The organism is Paraburkholderia fungorum (assembly GCF_046027605.1).
GTDB classification, from domain to species: Bacteria; Pseudomonadota; Gammaproteobacteria; order Burkholderiales; family Burkholderiaceae; genus Paraburkholderia; species Paraburkholderia fungorum_F.
Window position 1 is genome coordinate 108,567 of record NZ_JAQQEF010000019.1, and the last position, 21,122, is coordinate 129,688.

General features: G+C 61.2%; 20 protein-coding genes. 5 read left to right on the top strand and 15 right to left on the bottom strand.

Annotated elements, in window-relative coordinates; translation table 11 throughout:
* Positions 1-42: 42 nt before the first annotated feature.
* The 3 genes from PQR53_RS27120 to pilM are packed head-to-tail and all read right to left on the bottom strand — an operon-like array spanning position 43 to position 2,680.
* Positions 43-966: a hypothetical protein gene (locus tag PQR53_RS27120; protein WP_408460958.1), complete on the bottom strand. Its 924-nt coding sequence runs from the start codon at positions 964-966 to the stop codon at positions 43-45.
* Positions 963-1,688 carry a fimbrial assembly protein gene (locus PQR53_RS27125; RefSeq protein WP_408461018.1) on the bottom strand — a complete coding sequence of 242 codons (726 nt, stop codon included), beginning with the start codon at positions 1,686-1,688 and terminating at the stop codon, positions 963-965. The genes PQR53_RS27120 and PQR53_RS27125 overlap by 4 nt, the downstream gene beginning before the upstream one ends.
* Positions 1,688-2,680, bottom strand: a complete 993-nt coding sequence (gene pilM / locus PQR53_RS27130; protein WP_408460961.1) for a type IV pilus biogenesis protein PilM — start codon at positions 2,678-2,680, stop codon at positions 1,688-1,690. The genes PQR53_RS27125 and pilM overlap by 1 nt, the downstream gene beginning before the upstream one ends.
* 253 nt (positions 2,681-2,933) lie before the next feature.
* On the opposite strand from pilM, the gene PQR53_RS27135 reads away from it, so the two are divergent.
* The gene (locus tag PQR53_RS27135; RefSeq protein WP_408460964.1) at positions 2,934-5,333 is read left to right on the top strand and encodes a penicillin-binding protein 1A; all 2,400 of its coding nucleotides are present in this window, start codon (positions 2,934-2,936) and stop codon (positions 5,331-5,333) included.
* Between the two features lie 79 nt (positions 5,334-5,412).
* Here PQR53_RS27135 and cyaY read toward each other — a convergent pair whose 3' ends face one another.
* Entirely contained in the window at positions 5,413-5,730 is a 318-nt protein-coding gene (cyaY, locus tag PQR53_RS27140) for an iron donor protein CyaY (RefSeq protein ID WP_211633109.1), read from the bottom strand.
* A 35-nt stretch (positions 5,731-5,765) separates the two neighbouring features.
* Between cyaY and lptM the strand changes: the two genes are divergently transcribed.
* Positions 5,766-6,119 carry an LPS translocon maturation chaperone LptM gene (lptM, locus tag PQR53_RS27145; RefSeq protein WP_408460967.1) on the top strand — a complete coding sequence of 118 codons (354 nt, stop codon included), beginning with the start codon at positions 5,766-5,768 and terminating at the stop codon, positions 6,117-6,119.
* Positions 6,120-6,128: 9 nt separating this feature from the next.
* Positions 6,129-7,391, top strand: a complete 1,263-nt coding sequence (gene lysA, locus PQR53_RS27150) for a diaminopimelate decarboxylase (protein WP_408460970.1) — start codon at positions 6,129-6,131, stop codon at positions 7,389-7,391.
* A 91-nt stretch (positions 7,392-7,482) separates the two neighbouring features.
* On the opposite strand, the gene msrQ is transcribed toward lysA, so the two are convergent.
* The 5 genes from msrQ to PQR53_RS27175 form a co-directional block, all read right to left on the bottom strand.
* On the bottom strand, positions 7,483-8,184 hold the full coding sequence (msrQ, locus tag PQR53_RS27155) for a protein-methionine-sulfoxide reductase heme-binding subunit MsrQ (RefSeq protein WP_408460973.1): 702 nt from the start codon (positions 8,182-8,184) through the stop codon (positions 7,483-7,485).
* A gap of 14 nt (positions 8,185-8,198) precedes the next feature.
* Positions 8,199-9,194 carry a protein-methionine-sulfoxide reductase catalytic subunit MsrP gene (gene msrP / locus PQR53_RS27160; protein WP_408460976.1) on the bottom strand — a complete coding sequence of 332 codons (996 nt, stop codon included), beginning with the start codon at positions 9,192-9,194 and terminating at the stop codon, positions 8,199-8,201.
* Between the two features lie 198 nt (positions 9,195-9,392).
* Positions 9,393-10,604: a c-type cytochrome biogenesis protein CcsB gene (gene ccsB, locus PQR53_RS27165; protein ID WP_408460978.1), complete on the bottom strand. Its 1,212-nt coding sequence runs from the start codon at positions 10,602-10,604 to the stop codon at positions 9,393-9,395.
* Between the two features lie 4 nt (positions 10,605-10,608).
* Positions 10,609-12,822 (bottom strand): cytochrome c biogenesis protein ResB, encoded by a 2,214-nt coding sequence (locus PQR53_RS27170; protein ID WP_408460981.1) that lies wholly within the window; start codon positions 12,820-12,822, stop codon positions 10,609-10,611.
* Positions 12,823-12,939: 117 nt separating this feature from the next.
* Positions 12,940-13,593, bottom strand: a complete 654-nt coding sequence (locus PQR53_RS27175; protein WP_408461021.1) for a c-type cytochrome — start codon at positions 13,591-13,593, stop codon at positions 12,940-12,942.
* Between the two features lie 216 nt (positions 13,594-13,809).
* Here PQR53_RS27175 and yihA point away from each other — a divergent pair, with 216 nt between their 5' ends.
* The gene (yihA, locus tag PQR53_RS27180) at positions 13,810-14,463 is read left to right on the top strand and encodes a ribosome biogenesis GTP-binding protein YihA/YsxC (RefSeq protein WP_408331720.1); all 654 of its coding nucleotides are present in this window, start codon (positions 13,810-13,812) and stop codon (positions 14,461-14,463) included.
* A gap of 261 nt (positions 14,464-14,724) precedes the next feature.
* Positions 14,725-15,723 (top strand): porphobilinogen synthase, encoded by a 999-nt coding sequence (hemB, locus tag PQR53_RS27185; RefSeq protein ID WP_408460984.1) that lies wholly within the window; start codon positions 14,725-14,727, stop codon positions 15,721-15,723.
* Positions 15,724-15,845: 122 nt separating this feature from the next.
* Here the strand turns inward: hemB and dsbD are convergent, their stop codons facing one another.
* The 6 genes from dsbD to rpsK all read right to left on the bottom strand — a co-directional run bounded on the left by dsbD (position 15,846) and on the right by rpsK (position 21,118).
* Positions 15,846-17,720: a protein-disulfide reductase DsbD gene (gene dsbD, locus PQR53_RS27190; protein WP_408460987.1), complete on the bottom strand. Its 1,875-nt coding sequence runs from the start codon at positions 17,718-17,720 to the stop codon at positions 15,846-15,848.
* Positions 17,713-18,045 carry a divalent-cation tolerance protein CutA gene (gene cutA, locus PQR53_RS27195; protein WP_408460990.1) on the bottom strand — a complete coding sequence of 111 codons (333 nt, stop codon included), beginning with the start codon at positions 18,043-18,045 and terminating at the stop codon, positions 17,713-17,715. Before cutA ends, dsbD begins: the two co-directional genes overlap by 8 nt.
* Before the next feature lie 235 nt (positions 18,046-18,280).
* The gene (gene rplQ, locus PQR53_RS27200) at positions 18,281-18,673 is read right to left on the bottom strand and encodes a 50S ribosomal protein L17 (RefSeq protein ID WP_135894945.1); all 393 of its coding nucleotides are present in this window, start codon (positions 18,671-18,673) and stop codon (positions 18,281-18,283) included.
* 158 nt (positions 18,674-18,831) lie between these two features.
* Entirely contained in the window at positions 18,832-19,809 is a 978-nt protein-coding gene (locus tag PQR53_RS27205) for a DNA-directed RNA polymerase subunit alpha (RefSeq protein WP_006052226.1), read from the bottom strand.
* Positions 19,810-19,933: 124 nt separating this feature from the next.
* Positions 19,934-20,557: a 30S ribosomal protein S4 gene (gene rpsD, locus PQR53_RS27210; RefSeq protein ID WP_007180123.1), complete on the bottom strand. Its 624-nt coding sequence runs from the start codon at positions 20,555-20,557 to the stop codon at positions 19,934-19,936.
* A 156-nt stretch (positions 20,558-20,713) separates the two neighbouring features.
* Positions 20,714-21,118 (bottom strand): 30S ribosomal protein S11, encoded by a 405-nt coding sequence (gene rpsK / locus PQR53_RS27215; protein ID WP_006052224.1) that lies wholly within the window; start codon positions 21,116-21,118, stop codon positions 20,714-20,716.
* Positions 21,119-21,122: the final 4 nt, after the last annotated feature.

Consider the following 21,122-nt stretch of genomic DNA (forward strand, 5'->3'; position numbering starts at 1 on the left):
CCGCGCACGCCGCTGCGGCACCAAACGGCTTCATCATCCTCATCAGGACGCCTCCGTCAGTGCCAGCGTGCGCCTCACGCCGCCATTCGCCAGCGTGATGCTGAGCGCGTCGAGCCGCGTAACGCGCTCAGTACCGAGTTGCTGCCCGGACACGACCGTGGTCGCGCCATCCGGTGTATCCAGCAAGGCCAGCCCGCGCGTTCGATCATGCAACAGCCCGACCAGGCGCAGTTGCGAAGCGTCCGGCTGCTGCTCACCGGATGCGAGCATCAGCGGAAGCAGGAACGGATCGAAGAACACGACATCTTCTTCGTCATCCAGATCAAGGCCATCGTCGGCAAACGCGTCAACGGCGGCCGCTGAAGGCACCGGCTTCAACGCACTGAATACGTGCAGCGTTGCCCTCACCGCTAACGAAGCGGCCTCGCGGTTGACCGTCACGTCGACCGGAACGATCAGCACCGGCAGGTCCGACAGCCCGCGCAGAAATGCCATCAGGTGGACGAAATCAGTGTGGGCGGTGATCTGTATCGGACGCATGGTTTCAGCACCTGAACCGCTGGCGGCGCCCGGGTCTATTGAAAGCAACGAGACGCTATTCTGCGCTGCGAGTTCAGACACGATGCGCACATCGTCCGCCGAGGTCCACGACGCAGACAACGGTCCACCCGGCTTGGCGGTAACGTCCCTGCGCAGCGCGGGCAACTGCGTCAACGCGTGGCGCGCATCCGCGAGATGCCGCGTGGCCGCATCCAATGCCGTCCGGCTCGCCTCGATGCCGCCGAAATCGGCCACGACCCAGCCGTGCGCGCCAAGTGCGAACACCAGCGCAGCGATCAGCAACGCGACCGCCCAACAGCGCCGACGATTCCACGCGGCGAGCGGCACGCGCACATGCTTCATCCATTGAGAGAAAGAAAACCGCGTGCTCGCCGTGCCGCCGAACTCGATAAAAGTCGTACTCATTTCGCACCTCCTGATTGTTCAGACTTCGTGTGACGTGGCTCAGCGGCGCGAGACAGAAGGACCGCTTTGCGCGGCGGGTCGTCCCAGCGCAGATGCGCGCCGAATTCAATCGGGCCGCTCGTCACGCCTATTGCCGCAACCGCACCACCACGAGGCGTCGAGCGATGCAGGTCGCTCACTTCCGCGCCCTTCACGCCGCGGATCGCGCTCAAGCGCTTAAGCCACTCGGCCGACGCGATATGTCCACGCGAGGTCGCGAGCAACTCCGTCTCGTACTCGCGCTGGCGCAGCTGCTGCAGCACCACGCCATCGCCAGGTTCAAAGCTCAGCGCATCCAGCAGATCGCGCAAATGCGTGAGCGGCTTTGACAGAGTCATTGCACGCATTGCGCCTTGGCGTTGTTCGTCTTGCGCCCGCAGCAGCCTGGTGTGCTCGGCGAGCGGCATGGCCAGTTGCGTGAGCGACTGTTCAACCGACGCGCGCCGCGCATCGAGCCGCGCTCGTTCCAATGCCTGCCAGCCAATGAACGCGAGCACCGCCATCAAACCGGCGAGCGCAGCGGCCACCCATTCGAGCAGACGCCGCTGGCGCGCGCGTTGCGCATTGCGTTGCCGGTATGGCAGCAGATTGAAGCCGCCGAGCCACAGCGATACGCCGCGCGCGCCACGCGTAGACGCCCGCGTGGCCAGCCCCCCCGAACTCAGACCGGAGAGCGCGCGCATCATTCGAGCACCCCGCGCAACGCAAGCCCGAACGCGACCGCCGCGGTGGGCTCGTGCAATAACGGATCGTGCAATTCACGCACGAGCCCACCCAGCGCCGCGCATTCGAACGGCAGCACCGTGCAGCCCAATACGTCGGCGATATCCGCGGTCGAGAAACCCACGCCGTCGAGCAGATCGACCTCGCCGCTCAGCAATGCACAATCGAGTACAGGACCGTGGACGAGATCACGCAACGCGTCGGCGAGATCAGCATGTTCAGGCGCCGGGTAGCGCATTTCGCCGACCAGGCAGTCGTCGACGATCCGCCAGCCGTACACGCCGTCCGTGCCCACCCAGAGCGCGACGTACGGCTCGTGCGGATCGAGTTCATAGCTCGCCGCATAGCGCATTGCGCGCAAAGCCGCATGCGGTTCGCCATCGATCGCACTGAGCGAAATACCGGCCGTCGCCGCGCATTCGATACGCGCTTCGAGATGCTGGCGGGCGGTTGCGGCGATCGTCACCGAACGAATCGGCGAACGCGTTTCGTCGACGAACCAGTCGACAGCCAATGCATGCCGCTCGAGACCGGCGATACGCTCGACTTCGCTCATCACCGCCGGTTCGAGTTCGGCGAGTTCATGGCCGCCGTCTTCCGCGCAACCGCTTAGCGCGGCGAGCCGCGTGAGCGGCACCGTGGTGGTCAACGTAGCCGCGGCGGGCAACGCCATCGCGCAGCGCAATGCCTGCGTGACGCAGGCATGCGGCATGCCGGCGAATGCGTCGCGCAACGCACGCGCCACCGCATGGCGGTCGGCGATCTCCGTGCCGGCCATCGCGCCGGCGCCAAGCGGCACCGTGCTCACGTATTCGATATGCAGCGCGGCAGGTGCGCGCGCATGCTGACTTATCACGACCAGACGCACCGCCTGCGATCCCACATCGATTCCCGCAGCGAAACGCTGCGCACCGAGTTGCACACCTTGAAGCCACGAATTTTTAAACGTCATCACGCCCTCCCTCAGACTCACGCGACGAACCATTCGAACGCGAGTTGCGAGGGAGAATTGTGCGTAGCCGCGCCGTTGCGCGACACTCAGCCAAATGGCTAACGTTGCGTGACGCGCGCCCTGCACACCATCAAAGCGTCTACAGTGAAGTCATTCCCGCAGGACGCGCAGACTTGTCAAGAACTGTCAGTAAGCATGCCGAAAGCTGAAAAGCGGGGCGGCTATAATCGCGGGACTGCTTTTTGGTGTCCATATGCAATCCACGTCTCCTACGTCCCCGCCGCCCACGCCGCAGAAGCGCAAGCGCCCGTTGTGGCTCAAGCTCATCATCGGCTTTGTGGGTTTGATCGTCGCAGGCATCCTATGCGTGCTGCTGGTTCTCGGCTATGCGCTGGTGGTGGCCACGCCGAACCTGCCGTCGCTCGATGCACTGACCGACTACCGACCGAAGGTCCCACTGCGCATCTATACGGCCGACCACGTGCTGATCGGCGAATTCGGTGAAGAACGGCGCGACATCGTCCATATCCAGGACGTGCCGGATAGCCTGAAGAAAGCCGTGCTGGCAATTGAGGACGCGCGCTTCTACGATCATGGCGGCGTCGACCTCACAGGCATCGCGCGAGCCGGTTTCGTCGCCCTGACCAATGGTCACGCAACACAAGGCGCCAGCACGATCACCATGCAGGTGGCGCGCAACTTCTTCCTTTCGAGTGAGAAGACCTACACGCGCAAGATCTACGAGATGCTGCTCGCCTACAAGATCGAGTCCAAACTGACGAAAGATCAGATTCTCGAGGTGTATATGAATCAGATCTATCTCGGTCAACGCGCGTATGGCTTTGCGAGCGCCGCGCGAGTGTACTTCGGTAAAGATCTGAAGGACCTGACGCTGGCGGAATCGGCCATGCTGGCGGGCTTGCCGAAGGCGCCGTCTGCGTACAACCCGGTGGTCAATCCGAAACGCGCGAAGATTCGTCAGGAATACATTCTGCAGCGCATGTACGAGCTGCACTACATCACTCAGGAACAGTACGACGAGGCGAGCAAGCAACCGCTGATCGTCAAGGGCGCGGGCAAGGAGTTCAGCGTGCACGCGGAGTACGTCGCGGAAATGGTGCGGCAGATGATGTACGCGCAGTATCGCGAAGAGGCGTACACGCGCGGCCTGAACGTCGTGACCACCATCGACTCGGCCGATCAGGACGTCGCTTACCGGGCGTTGCGCAAAGGTCTGATGGACTACGAACGGCGCCACGGCTATCGCGGCCCGGAAGCGTTCATCGATCTGCCGTCCGATGCGGACGACCGCGAACAGGCCATCGACGACGCGTTGCTCGAACACCCCGACAACGGCGAAATCATTGCGGCGGTGGTGACGGCGGCAAGCCCGAAGCAGGTGCAGGCCACTTTCATCGACGGCAACGTCGCGACCATTCAGGGCGACGGCCTGCGCTTCGCGCAGTTCGCGCTCGGCACGCGTGCGCAGCCGAATCAACGCGTGCGGCCCGGCGCGATCATTCGCCTCGTGAAGAATGACGACGGCAACTGGTCGATCACGCAGTTGCCGCAAGTGGAAGGCGCATTCATTTCGGTGGTGCCGCAAGATGGCGCAATTCGCGCGCTGGTCGGCGGTTTCGACTTCAACAAGAACAAGTTCAACCACGTGACCCAGGCGTGGCGTCAGCCGGGTTCGAGCTTCAAGCCATTCATCTACTCAGCTTCGCTTGAAAAGGGACTCGGACCGGCCACGGTGATCAATGACGCGCCGCTTTTTTTCAGCGCCGCGGAGACGGGTGGTCAGGCGTGGGAACCGAAGAACTATGGTGGCGGTTTCGACGGTCCGATGACCATGCGCACCGCGCTGCAGAAGTCGAAGAACCTCGTGTCGATCCGCATCCTGAACCAGATCGGCACCAGGTACGCGCAGCAATACATCACGCGTTTCGGCTTCGATGCGGATCGTCACCCGGCTTATCTGCCAATGGCGCTCGGCGCGGGACTCGTCACGCCCTTGCAGATGGCGGGCGCGTTCTCGGTGTTTGCTAACGGTGGCTATCGCGTCAATCCGTATCTGATCGCCGAAGTCACCGATCAGCGCGGTATCGTCGTGGCGCACGCGCAACCGCTAGTCGCCGCGCAGAGCGCGCCTCACGCGATCGAACCGCGCAATGCGTATGTGATGAACAGCCTGCTGCAAAGTGTCGCGCAACGGGGCACGGGTGCTAAGACCAACGTGTTGAAGCGTACCGATCTCGGCGGCAAAACCGGCACCACCAACGATTCGCGCGACGCGTGGTTCGCCGGCTATCAGCACACGCTCACAGCCATCGCGTGGATCGGCTACGACAACCCGCGCAGTCTCGGCGATAAGGAAACCGGCGGTGGCCTCGCGTTGCCAGTGTGGGTCGAATACATGGCGCGCGCGCTCAAAGGCGTGCCGGAGTACAAGATGCCGATGCCGGACGGCGTAACCGACATCGGCTCAGAACTGTATTTCGACGAATTCACGCCGGGCCACGGTTTCGTCGCGACAGTCGGCGTCAGCCAGGCGGCGTTGGATGCCGACGCGAGCGGGGCGTCCGCGGCGGCGCCCGAGCAGGTCGGCGAGCAGGAAAAGCAGGACATCATGAATCTGTTCCGCGGACACTGAAGCAAGACCTGGATCAGTCGGAAAAAAAGAAAACCGCCGCGCTCGATGCGCGGCGGTTTTTTTCTTTCAGGCGAGCGCTTTATGCTTCGAAGTGGACCGGCTCGCCAGCCTGTTGCGTCGCGTACTCCGACAGCGCGGCAAAAAACTCCGTGCCGCTGCGGGTATCGCGCCACTCACCGTCGACGAAACGGAAGTGAAAACCACCCGCTTTCGCGGCGATCCAGATTTCGCTCATCGGCGGCTGCAGATTGACGATGATCTTCGTGCGATTCTCGAATTCGAGGGTCAGGACATTGCCGCTGCGCTCGAGTTCGATGTCGGCTTCCGTGTCGTCGAGCGCGCGTTCGATGGCGGCTAGCGCGGCTTCCGCGCGGGTCAGGTAATCACTATCGGACATGCTAAACTCCATCGATTATTTATTCAGGGACAGTCATGCGAGTCGTATCTCGGATGCGCGCGGCGGTGCCCGGCCGCGCGATTGTAGCGGGTTTAGCCATTCTCGCAGGTTGTGCACTTGCCGGCTGCGGGCAACGCGGTTCGCTCTATTTGCCCACCGTGCCGCCGCTGCCGGCCAAGCCGATCGATCGCACACAACTGCCGCCGTCACCGTCATCGGATGAAGTGAAACCGGCCACGGAAAACGCGGCTCCGACGGGTGAGGTACCGGACACTTCTGGCGCGCCGCTGTCGTTGTCGCCGGAAAGCGAACTCGCCGCGCCGCCCGCGTCCGCCGCATCCTCGGCTTTGCCTGCACAACCTGCCTCCGCTGCCACTCCCGTTCAATAAGACTTTCGCATGACTCGATCCGCATTTGACTACGTCGACGGCGTATTGCACGCCGAAGGCGTGTCCGCCGTCTCACTTGCCGAACAGTTCGGCACGCCGCTGTACGTCTATTCGCGCGCCGCCCTCACCGCAGCGTGGAATGCCTACGCAGGCGCTTGCGCCGGCCGCCGCGCGAGCGTCCACGTCGCCGTCAAGGCCAATAGCAATCTCGCGGTGCTGAACGTGTTCGCGCGACTCGGAGCCGGCTTCGACATCGTGTCGGGCGGTGAACTGGCGCGCGTGCTGGCCGCCGGCGGCAAAGCGGAAAACACCGTGTTTTCCGGCGTCGGCAAGCACGCGGACGAGATGCGTCAGGCACTCGCGGCCGGCGTCAAATGCTTCAACGTCGAATCGATTCCCGAGCTCGATCGCCTGAATGCCGTGGCCGCGGAAATGGGCAAGAAGGCGCCCGTTTCGTTGCGCGTGAATCCGGACGTCGACGCGAAAACGCATCCGTATATTTCCACTGGCCTGAAGTCGAATAAATTCGGCGTCGCGTTCGAAGATGCGCGGGCAACCTATCAAGCCGCCGCGGCGATGACGCACCTCGACGTGGTTGGCATCGACTGCCATATCGGCTCGCAGATCACTGAAGTCGCACCGTATCTGGACGCGGTCGACAAGGTCTTGGAACTGGTCGAACAGATCGAGCAGGACGGCATCAAAATTGGCCATATCGACGTAGGCGGCGGTCTCGGCATCACGTACGACGACGAAACCCCGCCGGAAATCGGCGACTTCGTGCGCACCGTGCTGGATCGCATCGAAGCGCGCGGCCACGGGCATCGCGAGGTGTATTTCGAGCCGGGCCGTTCGCTGGTCGGCAATGCCGGTGTGCTGCTGACGCGCGTCGAGTTTCTGAAGCCGGGCGCGGAAAAGAACTTCGCGATTGTCGATGCGGCGATGACCGATCTCGCACGCCCTGCGATGTATGAGGCGTATCACGCAATCGAGGCTGTCGTTAAGCGCGACGTGCCCGCTCACGTGTACGACGTGGTCGGCCCGGTTTGCGAAAGTGGCGACTGGCTCGGTCGTGAGCGTCTGCTGGCGGTCGAACCGGGAGATCTGCTGGCGATTCGCTCCGCTGGTGCGTATGGCTTCGTGATGAGCTCGAACTACAACACCCGTCCGCGTGCGGCCGAGGTGATGGTTGATGGTACACAAGCGCATATCGTTCGCGCTCGTGAAGAGGTCACGCAGCTGTTTTCAGGCGAGACGATCTTGCCGGCGTAAACGTCGGCGGGCTGCGCTCTTCCATAAAAAAGGCGATGCCAACTGCGGCATCGCCTTTTTTCATTTATGCGTTAGACAAGGACCGCGCAGGTCAGCGCGCCTTCAGGCGCCGCTCGCGCAACCATACGATCAAACGCCACCCCAGCAACGCGACCATGATCGCGCCGTAGATTTTCGGCAGAATCAGATCGTGCTTGCCCGCCTTCATCCACCAGAAGTGCAGGATCGCGAGCGCGCCGATTACGTAGATCGCGCGATGCAGCATCTGCCAGCGGCGTCCAAGTTTGCGCACCATGGCGCGCGGCGATGTCACGGCCAATGCGATCAGCAACACGAACGCAGCGAAGCCTACGGTGATGAAAGGCCGCTTGCCGATGTCCTTCAGAATCGCGGCAACATCAAACCACTTGTCGAACCACAGGTAAGTGGTGAAGTGCAGCGTCGCGTAGAAGAATGCATAAAGACCCAGCATGCGACGAAACCTGACGAATGCAGCGATGCCGGTCAGCCGGCGCAACGGTGTCACGGCCAACGTGATGCAAAGAAAGACGAGCGTCCACAGGCCCGTCGAGCGCGTGATGAACTCGATCGGATTCGCGCCCAACCGATCGGTCACGCCGAACAGCACGATGCGCGCGAGCGGAAACCACGCCGCGATGAACACGACAATCTTGGCCGGCACGATCCAGCGCGCGCCGCCTGCCGGGCGCTTTGCCGTCGCTTTCGCCGGCGCTTTAGCACCAGGCGGCATGCGTGGGGTTTCGGTAACAGGTTGCGTGTCGGAGGAAGCCATTATTAGTTCGTCGTTCAAAAATTCTTCTTCAGGTCCATGCCCTGATAGAGCGACGCGACCTGATCGCCGTAGCCGTTGAACATCAATGTCTTGCGCTTGGGCGTGAAGAAACCGTCTTCGCCGATACGCCGCTCAGTAGCCTGACTCCAGCGCGGGTGATCGACGTTCGGATTCACATTCGAGTAAAACCCATACTCATTCGACGCATACGTGTTCCAGCTGGTCGGCGGCTGCTTGTCGAGGAAGCGGATCTTCACCAGCGACTTCGCGCTCTTGAAGCCGTATTTCCACGGCACCACCACGCGGATCGGCGCGCCATTCTGATTCGGCAGCACCTGGCCGTAGAGGCCCATGGTCAGCAGTGTCAATGGATTCATCGCTTCGTCCATCCGCAGCCCTTCCGTGTACGGCCAGTCGAGCACCGGTTCCGACAGGCCAGGCATTTGCGACGGATCGGCCAGCGTGATGAATTGCACGTACTTGGCATTGCCGGTCGGCTGCACGCGCTTGATCAATTCCGAGAGCGGCACACCGATCCACGGAATCACCATCGACCAACCTTCGACACAACGCAACCGGTACACGCGCTCCTCGAGCGGCGCGAGCTTCAGCAATTCGTCGATGTCATACACCTTGGGATTCTTGATCTCACCCTCGACGCTCACCTTCCACGGGTGCGGCCGCAAGGTACCGGCGTTATGCGCCGGGTCGGCCTTGTCGGTGCCGAACTCGTAGTAGTTGTTGTACGTGGTGATGTCCTTGTACGGCGTGATCTTGTCGAGCGCGACGAACTTCGCGTTGGTCTTCGCCGTAAGCTTCTGCGCCTTCGGATCCGGCGATGAATACGCCGCCAGCGCTTCGCCATTCACTCCAATCAGACTACCGAGCGCTAACGCGCCCGCTGCCTGCAACACGCGCCGCCGGTTCTCGAACACGCGCTGCGGCGTGATTTCGCTGCGCGCGATGTTTTCGCCAATGAGTTGAATTCGGTCGCTTCGCTTGATCCACATCGTGCTGCTCCTTGCCGGCCCATCGGGGTGTCTATCTTACGGGGCCATATTGATGATCGGCTCGTTTGCCCACTCGCCCAGCCATCCATAGGTACTGCTCTAACGAACACCCTGGATGCAGCGAATATTCCGCCAGACATAAAAAAACCGCCGGTGCGAAGCACGCGGCGGTTCTTGGTCGGCTTGGAACGACAGAACTTACAGCTTGCCGTAGCTATGCAGCCCGGACAGGAACATGTTGACTCCGAGGAACGCAAAGGTCGTCACCAACAGGCCGGTCAACGCCCACCATGCCGCCACGGCGCCGCGCAGACCCTTCATCAAGCGCATATGAAGCCACGCCGCGTAGTTCAGCCAGACGATGAGTGCCCACGTTTCCTTCGGGTCCCAGCTCCAGTAACCGCCCCATGCTTCAGCGGCCCACAGTGCGCCGAGAATCGTCGCGATCGTGAAGAACGCAAAGCCAACGGCGATCGATTTGTACATCAGGTCGTCGAGCACATCGAGCGCCGGCAGGCGGTCTGCCAGCACGCCGCGCTCCTTCGACAGATACGCGACGCCGACCATGGCCGACAGCGCGAAGCTGCCATAGCCGATGAAGTTAGCCGGCACGTGGATCTTCATCCACCAGCTTTGCAGCGCGGGCACGAGCGGCTGAATCTGCTGTGCGTCACGCGCGACCGAATACCACATCAGGAAACCGACAGCCGCGCTGATCACCAGCAGCACAAACGCGCCGAGCGCACGAGTGTTGTAGTGCTGCTCGTAGTACAGATAGAACAGCGCGGTAATCAGGCTGAACAGCACGAACACTTCATACAGGTTCGAGATTGGAATATGGCCGACGTCCGCGCCGATCAGGTACGACTCGTACCAGCGCACCATCAACCCGACGAAGCCCATCACCACTGCGGCCCACGTCATTTTGGAACCGATCGCAGCGCCTGTGGGTGAACGCGACAGCAGGCCGATCCAGTAGAAGACGGTGGCAAACACAAAGAGCGCGCTCATCCACAGAATCGCGGACTGGCTCGACAGGAAATATTTGAGGAAGAACGCGTTATCCGCGCGTGTCAGATCGCCGTGATAGATCTGGATCGCCAGCAGCGACAGCGCGGCGATGCCGATCATCAGCGGGCGCACCGGTTTCCAGCGCCAGCCCAACACGACGAACACCGGCACTGCGCAGCACAGCACCAGCTTGTCGTAGTAATTCATGAACGGGTGGTAGCGCGACAGCGCGAATCCCGCGCCCGCAACCATCACCACGGCGAACAGCCAGTCGACGACACCGAGCCGTTTCAAAAACGGCCGCTCGTCATACTGCGCGACGTTGAGTGCCTCGTTCGCAAACGTCTTCTGCGGCCGCGAGGGTGAAGAGGAGGATGAGGAAACCTGAGTCAAGTCCATGATCTTACCGGGTCGAATCTTGTGAGCCTGCGGACGGCGTGCCGGCATTGCCGGGTTGGTCGGAGGCGCCGGATGCATCAGTGAGTTGGGTGCCTAACGCGGCGCTTACAGCGTTGCGCGTCTGGACGAACTCCTTTTCGAAATCGAGCGTTTTGCGCGCGCTCGACATGGCCATCACGACGTTCGTGCCGTGATCGGTATCCTTGAGCCAGAACCAGAGGCGGCGTTCGCGGACATAGAACATCGAAAAGATGCCCAACACGAGGAGCAGGCTGCCAAGATACACGACTTTTTTGCCCGGCGCGCGCGTCAACTGAAATACCGAAGCTTGCACCTGCTTGAAGGAGTCAAGCTGCAAGTAGACCGGCGATCCATACAAAAAGCTGTCGGATATCGCATTGAGCGAGCTTTGGATGAAGCGGCTGGCGTCCGCACTGGCCTGTGCATCGGGCTCGCCCAGTTGCTCACGCGACAGTTGCCACAGGTCCCACGTCGCGCCTTCCAGCATGCGCAGAAGCAGGCCGGCGGCCTTTTCCTGCTCGCCCTTCGGCACGGAATGGTCGATGAAACCGGCGATCGCCTGGAAGCCGCCGACGGGCTGGCCGTTCGGCATCTTGATGCTGTTGTCCGCACCGGCAAACAGGGTCAGGACACGCACCGCGCTTTCTTCCAGATGCTGTTGCAGTTCGGCATTCGAACCCGGCACCGAGCGCAAGGCGAAAAGGTGTGCGGCTGCGGCGCGCTTGGCTGGAACTTCAAGGGTGGCGCGCAGGTTCATCCATTCCTTGACGGTACCGCCGGTATCGGCCGGAATGCGCAGATAGCGGAATGGGTCGTCCGGATTCACGCGCATGCCGGCGAGGAACATCTTTTCGCCGGCGACGTCCACCGGCAGCATGTAGTTGTTGTACTCGCGCGCCTGGCCGTCCTTGTCGCGCACCTTGTACTGCACCGACGGGCCGACATTATGCAGATCGAGTGGATTCGAGGTTTTGGCGCCGGAGCCGAGGCGCTCGTCGAACGCCTCTTTCAGCGTGCGATGCGCGGCCACACCCCGAGCATCGTTCTGGCCGCTGCCGTTCGAAATGTTTTCGACGTTGATCGCGCGGAAATCGGTGAATTCGACGGTTTGTCCGTCAGCCAGCGGCGTGGCCGTGTTCAACGGTGCGTTGCCGCCGATAGTGCCGCCGAACGGCGCGGTCTTTGCGCTGTTGCCGGACATCGGATACGCGGTCATCTGCATCTGCGAGCCGCCGTCCTGGAAACTCGACTGATAGATCGACACGCCGTCATACGTGAACGGCTTGTTCACTTCGACGCGTGCCGGCACGCGTGCGCCGGTCTTGTGATCGACCACCACGATATCGCTCGCGAACAGCTTTGGCATGCCGGTCGAGTAATAGTCGACGATGAATTTGTTGAGTTCGATCGAGAACGGCAGGTCCTGGATCAGCGAGCCGTCAGGCTGATTCAGAATCGCTGTCGACACATGCTGGCCTTCCGGCACCCATGCGTATCCGCGGAAAGTCGGGTTCGATTGCGACAGGCGATGTTCCGGCGGAATGTCATTTATCACCGTGTTGGCGCGGATCGGCGACTTGTCGAACAGCCACATTTGCAGCTTGATCGGCAGATTACTGTCGAGCAGACCACCCAGACAGATCACCACAATCGCAATGTGCGCGGAGATGTAGCCGAACTTGGTCAGCGCGCCGCGCTTGGCCGCGATCAGCGTCGCGCCGTCCGACTCACGTGTGACGAACTTGTAGCCGAGCTTGCCCGAGAGTGTGGCAAGCACCGCCGAGGTCTGCGCGCGCGTGCCATGGACCGCGAACTCGCCTTTGTGATGGAACGCGCGCAGGCTGCCTTCGCGGACCTTGTCCTTCCAGCTCCTGGCGTCCGCCACCATCTTGGGGGCATTGCGAATCACGCACAGCGACACCGACACCATCAGGAAACCGAGGATCAGCATGAACCACCACGAGCTGTACACCGTGTACAAACTCAGCGAGCGGAAGATGTCCGCCCAGAACGGGCCGAACTGATTGACGTAGTTGGGATAGGGATCGTCCTGCGTGAGGACGGTACCGATGATGCTGGCGATCGACAGAATCACGAGCAGCGCGATCGCGAAGCGCATCGAGCTCAATACTTCGATGATGCTGCGCGTAATGCGATTGCCCGACTTCGATTGCAAACCCGACGTGGTGACGCTCATTCATACTCCGACTGAACAGCAAAAAAGGGTGGAGGGCTGTCGTAGGCACGACGCCCCCACCCTTTTCTTGTTTTGTACCGACCTCGCCGGGCCGGTTGCACTTGCGTGCGGGCTATCTTAATGCAAGCCCGCGATGTAATCGGCTACGGCCTTGATGTCACTATCCGACAGACGTGTGGCAATTGCATGCATCGGCTCGTTGTTGTTACGTGCGCCCGGACCTTGCGTGAACGCCATCAACTGCGCCACCGTATACTCGGCCCACTGGCCCGACAGACGCGGATACTGCGACGGAATCCCTTGACCGGTCGGCCCGTGGCAGCTTGCGCACGCCGGCACGCCCTTATCAGCAAGGCCGCCGCGGTAAATCTTCTGACCGAGCGGGACGGTGTCTTTGTTATGCGCGTAGCCTGGCTTCGGGGTCTGCGTCGAAAAATAGGCCGCCACGTTGACCATGTCTTGGGGCGACAGCGCCGCGGCCATGCCCGCCATGATCGCATTGTTGCGCGCGGGTTGCTTGGCCCCCGGCTGCGTCTTGAAATCCATGAGCTGCTTGACGAGGTACTCGGGATGCTGGCCCGCCAGCTTCGGATACGCGCCGCCTGCGCTGTTGCCGTCCGCACCGTGACATGACGCGCAAACCTGCACTGCGATTGCCTGCCCCCGATTGACGTCCGGCTTTGCCGAATCTGCTGCCCGTGCCTGAATTGCCAAACCTGAAAGACCTGCCGCTACTTGAAACACCATCAGAGTCTTGCACAGTCGATTCATTCGCACACCCTGTCTCGTCTTGTGGGATTTTAGAGGTTTTGCAAGATACGACAGCGACTGAGTGACCGCAAAGAGCCGCCAAGGCACGCGGGCTGGCCCCCTCAGGTTTTCAGTAAACCATCGTATTGTACAATAACTCGCTAATCGCTAAGACGCCAGTCGGGCTTGACCCGTCCCCACTCCGGGTTCCCCGGCGTCTCGAATTCTGGCCTGATCATGTCCTTCCTGCTCCACCAATCCCGCTTTTTCACGACCGTCAATCACCTGCGTGACCTGCCGGCCACCGCGCAACCCGAGATCTGCTTTGCCGGGCGCTCGAATGCGGGCAAGTCGACAGCCATCAATATTCTGTGCAATCAGAAGCGGCTGGCCTTCGCCAGTAAGACACCGGGGCGTACGCAGCACATTAATTATTTCTCGGTTGGCAAGGCGGATGAGCCGACCGCTCACCTGGTCGACCTGCCGGGTTACGGCTATGCGGAAGTGCCGGGCGCGGCCAAGGCCCACTGGGAAGCCCTGCTGTCCACTTATCTCCAATCGCGCTCGCAGTTGCGCGGCATGATCCTGATGATGGACTCGCGCCGCCCGTTGACGGATCTGGACCGGCGCATGATCGAGTGGTTCGCGCCGACCGGCAAGCCAATTCACACGCTGCTCACGAAGTGCGACAAATTGACGCGTCAGGAAAGCATCAACGCCTTGCGCGCGACGCAGAAAGGTTTGGCTGAATATCGTACCGCCGGCTATCAGGGCGAATTGACCGCGCAGTTGTTCTCGGCGCTCAAGCGCGTCGGCATCGACGAAGCGCATGAGTTGATCGAAAGCTGGCTGATTCCCGATGCGAAGGGCGAAACAGACGCCCCGCAGTAACCGCACGGCTCGTAAGAGCGCGGGCAAAAAGCGCCTTTTAGGCCGATTTCGGCCGCCCATAAAAAAACCCGCCGCTTTAACGGCGGGTCAAACAGCCTAATCGAAAAAACGACAGGCACCCGCTCAGGGAGGAGAAGCGGGGAGGTCAGCGCTAGGCGCCTTGCTCGATCGGTATGATATACCATTGTCTCGAAAAGTTTCCGGGAGCGGAGGCAGGCGTTACTTGTCCACTCCATACATCCACGTTCCTTCGATGCGTTTATGAGCTTCTACCCGCACTATCGTCCGCGCCGCATGCGCCATGACGACTTCTCGCGCCGTCTGATGCGGGAAAACATCCTCACCACCAACGATCTGATCTACCCCGTGTTTATCGTCGAAGGCACCAACGTGCGGCAAGCCGTACCGTCGATGCCGGGCGTCGAGCGTGTGTCGGTCGATCTGCTGATGGGTGTGGCCGAACAATGCGTCGAGTTGGGCGTCCCAGTGCTGTCGCTGTTCCCGGCGATCGAGCCTTCCTTGAAGACGCCTGATGGCCGCGAAGCGACTAATCCCGCCGGTTTGATCCCGCGCGCGGTTCGCGAGCTGAAAAAGAACTTCCCCGACCTCGGCGTGCTCACCGACGTCGCGCTGGATCCGTACACGAGCCACGGCCAGGACGGGGTACTCGACGAGGCCGGCTACGTGATCAACGACGAGACCGTCGAGATTCTCGTTGAACAGGCGCGTGCGCAGGCTGAAGCGGGCGTCGATATCGTCGCACCCTCGGACATGATGGACGGCCGTATCGGCGCGATCCGCGAAATGCTCGAGAGCGAGGACTATATCCATACGCGCATCATGGCTTACGCGGCCAAGTTCGCGTCGGCGTTTTACGGCCCGTTCCGCGATGCCGTCGGTTCCGCGACGAACCTCGGCAAGGGCAACAAGATGACCTACCAGATGGACCCGGCCAATTCGAATGAAGCGCTGCGCGAAGTCCAAGCGGACATCGAGGAAGGCGCGGACATGGTGATGGTCAAGCCCGGCATGCCGTATCTGGACATCGTGCGTCGCGTGAAGGACGAGTTCAAGTTCCCGACTTACGTCTACCAGGTGAGCGGCGAATACGCAATGCTCAAGGCGGCCGCGCAGAACGGCTGGCTGGACCACGACAAGGCGATGATGGAATCGCTGCTGGCGTTCAAGCGGGCAGGCGCGGATGGCGTGCTGACCTACTTCGCGCTGGATGCTGCGCGAATTTTGCGCTCGCAGAAGTGATTTGATTCGACGCGTCGCCGAGGCGACAGGCAGCGGTCTGATTGCTCGAAAAAACGGAGGCGGACTTTTTCAGTCACGCCTCCGTTTTTTTTCGCACACGCTCGCGGAAAACCGCACCGCCGCTAGGCGCCGGGCGCACTCGCGCGATCGAGGCTGCGCAGGAACTTGTCCGCGGACTCGTATCCGACGACGCGCAATACTTCCTTGCCGCCTTGATCGAAGAAGATGATGCCAGGCGGCCCGAACAGGCTGAAACGCTTGAGCAGCATCTGATCATCGGCGTTATTCGCGGTGACGTCGGCGCGCAGGAGGTTCATCTGCTTCAACTTCGCCTGGACACGCGGATCGCTGAACGTGAATTTCTCCATCTCTTTACAACTCACGCACCAGTCGGCGTAAAAATCGAGCATAGCGGGCTGCGCAGCCGTTTTGACGGCCTCGTCGAGCTCGGTCGAGGAACGCACCGAGGCGAACGTCAGATCGTTCTGTGACGCTGTATTCGGCTCATTGGAGGTGCTTGCGACACTGGCCTCACTACCGCCGCGCACGGCCAGAACAGCTAGGGGACGCAGCGGATCTGACGAGCCCGCAGCCAGGCCGACCAGCAGCACTACCGCCCAGATTGCCAGTGCCGCGCCAATACCGCGACCGAACCGGCGCCACAGCGAGGCGCCGGCGGTTGGGCCCGAGAACAGACCGAGTCCAGCGGCGGCAATCAGAAGCCACAGCGCGCTCAACAGCATTGTCGCTGTCGCACCGAGCACCGGCCAGACGATCCACAGGGCCGCGGCAAGCAGCACCACGCCGAAAAACACCTTGACGCCGTTCATCCATGCACCGGCGCGCGGCAGCAACGTACCGGCGCCAAGACCGATGATCAGGAGCGGCACACCCAGGCCGAGTCCCATCGAGAAAAGCGCGGCGCCACCGAGCAATGCGTCGCCCGTATGCGCGATGAATGCCAGCACGGCGAAGAGTGGCGCGGTCATACAGGCGCCCACCACTAACGCGGACAAAGCGCCCATCACGGCAACGGCGGCAAACTTGCCGCCGGAACGCCCGGTCGACGCATGCGACACACCGTCTTGCCAGCGCTGTGGCAATGCGATGTCTAAACCCGCGATCAGGGTCAATGCGAAAACTGTCAGCAATACGCCAAACGTCCCAAGCACCCACGGGTTCTGCAGCCACGCACCGAGGCTCTGGCCAACCAGCGCCGCCGCGACGCCAAGCGCCGTGTACACGAGCGCCATACCGATCACGTACGCCAGCGACAACGCGAAGCCGCGGGCGCGCGTCACCCGCGTCCCCTCGCCGATGATGATCACCGACAGGATCGGAATCATCGGATACGAGCACGGCAACAAACTGAGCACGGCGCCGGCCGCGAAATAGAGCGCGATGATCGCGAAGAAGCCGCCACCTTGCAGAAGGGACTGCGCATAGTCGGCACTGGTGGCGCGGTCGTACCACGAGGTGCCGGCTCCTGCGGGTTGTTGCGCGGCAGCGGCAGCGGGAGCGCTGTCGACCGGCTGCAACGCCGCGCCGCTGACGTGGTACGCGCGCTCCATCGGCGGATAGCAGATGCCGGCGTCTGCGCAGCCTTGAGACGTGACAGCGAGGTCGAACGGCCCCTGGGCCTGTTTCACAGGAATGCGGATCGTCAACTCATTGCGATAGGTTTCGACGTTCTTGTTGAAGGTCTGATCGAACTTCACGTGGCCAGCGGGCAGTTGCGGCTCGCCGATCGTCGTCGCGCCGTTACGGACCGCGAACGCGAAGCGCTCGCGATACATGTAGTAACCGTCCGCGATCTTGTAAGTGACGTCGACTTCACCCGGCTTTTCGGTCGCGCTGAATTTGAATGCGACGGCGGGATCGAGGAAATCGTCCGCAGCGTGAGCAAGCGTGCCGAACTGCGAGAAGATCAGGCTGCCGAGCAGGAAAAGGACCGTGCGCAGCGCATTGCGTGTACGTCGATTGAGACCGTTAAACATGAAGAGGACGTTGGGTTTCAGCAGTGATCCACTGGCCGTACGCAGCCGATGCCGTAGCTTGCCACGAGAGGATTTCCGGCGTGTCGTAAGGATGGTGCGCCTGAATGTACTGTTCAAGTTCCAGCGCGCGTGCGCAACTCGTCTTGAACAGTAACTGAATTTCCTGCGCTGTTTCGATCGTACCTTGCCAGTGATAGCTGGACTGCACAGTGCCTAGTTGCGTAGCGCAGGCACATAGGCGCGCGGCCAGTGCATCCGCGGCAAGCTTCTGAGCAACGGTGGCATCCGGTACCGTCGTCAGAATCAAGGTCACATTCACGCTCACAAGGGCTCCGGACAGGCACGATTCAAGTGCCGATATCGTATCACCTAGGCTCGCGGTGGCGCTGGTGGCTGGTGGCTGGTGGCTGGTGGCTGGTGGCGCTGGTGGCGCGATGCTGCAGGGCCGGGGCACGCATACGGCAGTCGGCCGCCGTGATCGGCATACAGTAGTGAATTTCACCGCCGCAAACAAAAAAAGCCAGGCTGGGTGCCTGGCTTTCTCTTCGATGCTAAAAAGCTTACTCAGCTTCTTGCACTTCAACTTCCTCGACTTCCGGACGGTCCAGCAATTCGACCAGTGCCATCGGCGCGTTGTCGCCGACGCGGAAGCCGAACTTCAGGACGCGCAGGTAGCCGCCCGGACGGGTAGCGTAACGCGGGCCGAGGACGTCGAACAGCTTCGTGACCGAGTCACGATCGCGCAGGCGATTGAACGCCAAACGACGATTTGCCAGCGACGGCTTCTTGCCGAGCGTGATCAGCGGCTCGACGACTTTACGGAGTTCTTTCGCCTTCGGCAGCGTCGTCTTGATGACTTCGTGCTCGATCAACGAATTGGACATGTTACGGAGCATTGCCAGACGGTGGCTGCTCGTGCGGTTCAGTTTCCGCAGACCATGACGGTGACGCATGTTAATTCCTTCAATTCAAAGTTTTGGTCCAGCTCTTCTATCGCGCTCGATCCACCCGAAGGTGTGAGTGCACGGGCCGGTAGTAAAAAAAGACAAGACGCGGATTTTAAAGGAAAATCCGCGTCTTTGCCAGTGCAGCGGCGGGGCTTGTCCCGAGATTACTTGTCGAGACCAGCCGGCGGCCAGTTTTCGAGTTTCATGCCGAGCGTCAAACCACGCGACGCCAGTACTTCCTTGATTTCGTTCAACGACTTGCGACCCAGATTCGGGGTCTTGAGCAACTCGTTCTCCGTGCGCTGGATCAGGTCGCCGATGTAGTAAATGTTCTCGGCCTTCAGGCAGTTCGCGGAACGAACCGTCAGTTCGAGATCATCAACCGGACGCAGCAGGATCGGATCGATCTGCGGCGCACGCGACGGCGCTTCCGCCGTTGCTTCGGTACCTTCCAGTGCAGCGAACACCGACAGTTGATCAACCAGAATACGCGCCGATTGACGGATCGCTTCTTCCGGCGAGATCACACCGTTGGTCTCGATGTTCATCACGAGCTTGTCGAGGTCGGTACGCTGTTCGACGCGCGCGCTTTCAACGGCGTAGCTCACGCGGCGAACCGGCGAGAACGACGCGTCCAGCACGATACGGCCGATGATTTTGGCCGACTCTTCGCCGTAACGACGTACATTGCCCGGCACATAACCACGGCCCTTTTCGACCTTGATCTGCACGTCGAGCTTACCGCCCTTCGACAGATGTGCAATCACGTGATCCGGGTTGATCACTTCGCAATCGTGCGCGAGTTCGATGTCGCCAGCGGTGACAACGCCTTCGCCTTCCTTGCGCAGCGTAACCGTCACTTCGTCACGGTTATGCAGCTTGAACACCACGCCCTTCAGGTTCAACAACAGGTTGACCACATCCTCTTGCACACCGTCGAGCGTCGAATACTCGTGTACGACGCCTGCGATCGTCACTTCGGTCGGCGCGTAGCCGATCATCGACGACAGCAGCACGCGCCGAAGCGCGTTACCCAAGGTGTGGCCGTAACCGCGTTCAAACGGTTCCATGACCACTTTCGCATGGCTCTCACCAAGCGATTCAACAGCGATGATCTTGGGCTTCAACAAACTGGTTTGCATAGGTTTTCCTTTTCAATACCCTCGGCTCGTTACACCGATAAGGCTGACCGGTAACAACCTGAAAATAAACAGCCGAGACGCCTCCTTGCGCAACGCAATCGAGGTGCCCCGGCCGTTAATCCGATTACCGCGAATACAATTCGACGATCAGGCTTTCGTTGATATCGCCAGCGATGTCGCTGCGTTCCGGCTTCTGCTTGAACGTGCCTTCGAACTTCTTCGAATCAACAGCGACCCAGCTCGGCAAACCGCCTTGCTCAGCCAGCGACAGCGCTTCGAGAATACGCGCCTGCTTCTTCTTTTGTTCGCGCACTGCGACGACATCGCCTGCCTTCACTTGCATCGACGGGATGTTCGACACCACGCCGTTGACCGTGATCGCCTTGTGGCTCACGAGCTGACGCGCTTCAGCGCGCGTCGAGCCGAAGCCCATGCGATACACGACGTTGTCGAGACGCGATTCGAGCAATTGCAGCAGGTTTTCACCCGTGTTGCCCTTCAGGCGGTCGGCTTCAGCGAAGTAACGGCGGAATTGGCGCTCGAGGACACCGTAGATGCGCTTCACTTTTTGCTTTTCGCGCAGCTGCGTGCCGTAGTCGGACGTACGTGCACCCGACGTGCGGCCGTGTTGGCCAGGCTTGCTGTCAAGCTTGCACTTGTCAGCGAGCGAACGGCGGGCGCTCTTCAGGAAGAGGTCAGTGCCTTCACGGCGGGACAGCTTGGCCTTAGGGCCGATATAACGTGCCACGTTGATTCCTTCTATGATTAATCACACGAGCGCTTGCACTCGCGCTAGTCCGAACCCTTTGGGCCGAACGGTGGGCTTAGTCAATTCAATAGCGCAAGCAGCCTGTGGTCGCCGGCTTGTACCCCGGCGGCGACAGGCGCTAGCGAAAACAGCGTCTTAGATACGACGACGCTTCGGCGGACGGCAGCCGTTGTGCGGGACCGGGGTCACGTCGGAGATTGCGGTGATCTTGATGCCAAGACCATGCAACGCGCGCACCGCCGACTCACGGCCAGGACCAGGGCCCTTGATCCGCACTTCGAGGTTCTTCACGCCGTATTCCATCGCCACGCGGCCAGCCGATTCGGCTGCCACCTGGGCTGCAAACGGGGTCGATTTACGCGAACCCTTGAAGCCCTGACCACCCGACGTTGCCCAAGCAAGTGCATTGCCCTGACGATCAGTGATCGTGATGATGGTGTTGTTGAACGACGCGTGAACGTGAACCACGCCCTCGGCGACGTTCTTCTTGACCTTCTTGCGAACGCGTTGCGCCGCGGAGTTGTTCGAAGCCTTAGCCATTACG

Bases quoted from the DNA above. Each gene is read 5' to 3' on its own strand.
- PQR53_RS27120 (WP_408460958.1), bottom strand. From the start codon at position 966: ATGAGTACGACTTTTATCGAGTTCGGCGGCACGGCGAGCACGCGGTTT.
- PQR53_RS27125 (WP_408461018.1), bottom strand. From the start codon at position 1,688: ATGCGCGCGCTCTCCGGTCTGAGTTCGGGGGGGCTGGCCACGCGGGCG.
- pilM (WP_408460961.1), bottom strand. From the start codon at position 2,680: ATGACGTTTAAAAATTCGTGGCTTCAAGGTGTGCAACTCGGTGCGCAG.
- PQR53_RS27135 (WP_408460964.1), top strand. From the start codon at position 2,934: ATGCAATCCACGTCTCCTACGTCCCCGCCGCCCACGCCGCAGAAGCGC.
- cyaY (WP_211633109.1), bottom strand. From the start codon at position 5,730: ATGTCCGATAGTGATTACCTGACCCGCGCGGAAGCCGCGCTAGCCGCC.
- lptM (WP_408460967.1), top strand. From the start codon at position 5,766: ATGCGAGTCGTATCTCGGATGCGCGCGGCGGTGCCCGGCCGCGCGATT.
- lysA (WP_408460970.1), top strand. From the start codon at position 6,129: ATGACTCGATCCGCATTTGACTACGTCGACGGCGTATTGCACGCCGAA.
- msrQ (WP_408460973.1), bottom strand. From the start codon at position 8,184: ATGGCTTCCTCCGACACGCAACCTGTTACCGAAACCCCACGCATGCCG.
- msrP (WP_408460976.1), bottom strand. From the start codon at position 9,194: ATGTGGATCAAGCGAAGCGACCGAATTCAACTCATTGGCGAAAACATC.
- ccsB (WP_408460978.1), bottom strand. From the start codon at position 10,604: ATGGACTTGACTCAGGTTTCCTCATCCTCCTCTTCACCCTCGCGGCCG.
- PQR53_RS27170 (WP_408460981.1), bottom strand. From the start codon at position 12,822: ATGAGCGTCACCACGTCGGGTTTGCAATCGAAGTCGGGCAATCGCATT.
- PQR53_RS27175 (WP_408461021.1), bottom strand. From the start codon at position 13,593: ATGAATCGACTGTGCAAGACTCTGATGGTGTTTCAAGTAGCGGCAGGT.
- yihA (WP_408331720.1), top strand. From the start codon at position 13,810: ATGTCCTTCCTGCTCCACCAATCCCGCTTTTTCACGACCGTCAATCAC.
- hemB (WP_408460984.1), top strand. From the start codon at position 14,725: ATGAGCTTCTACCCGCACTATCGTCCGCGCCGCATGCGCCATGACGAC.
- dsbD (WP_408460987.1), bottom strand. From the start codon at position 17,720: ATGTTTAACGGTCTCAATCGACGTACACGCAATGCGCTGCGCACGGTC.
- rplQ (WP_135894945.1), bottom strand. From the start codon at position 18,673: ATGCGTCACCGTCATGGTCTGCGGAAACTGAACCGCACGAGCAGCCAC.
- PQR53_RS27205 (WP_006052226.1), bottom strand. From the start codon at position 19,809: ATGCAAACCAGTTTGTTGAAGCCCAAGATCATCGCTGTTGAATCGCTT.
- rpsK (WP_006052224.1), bottom strand. From the start codon at position 21,118: ATGGCTAAGGCTTCGAACAACTCCGCGGCGCAACGCGTTCGCAAGAAG.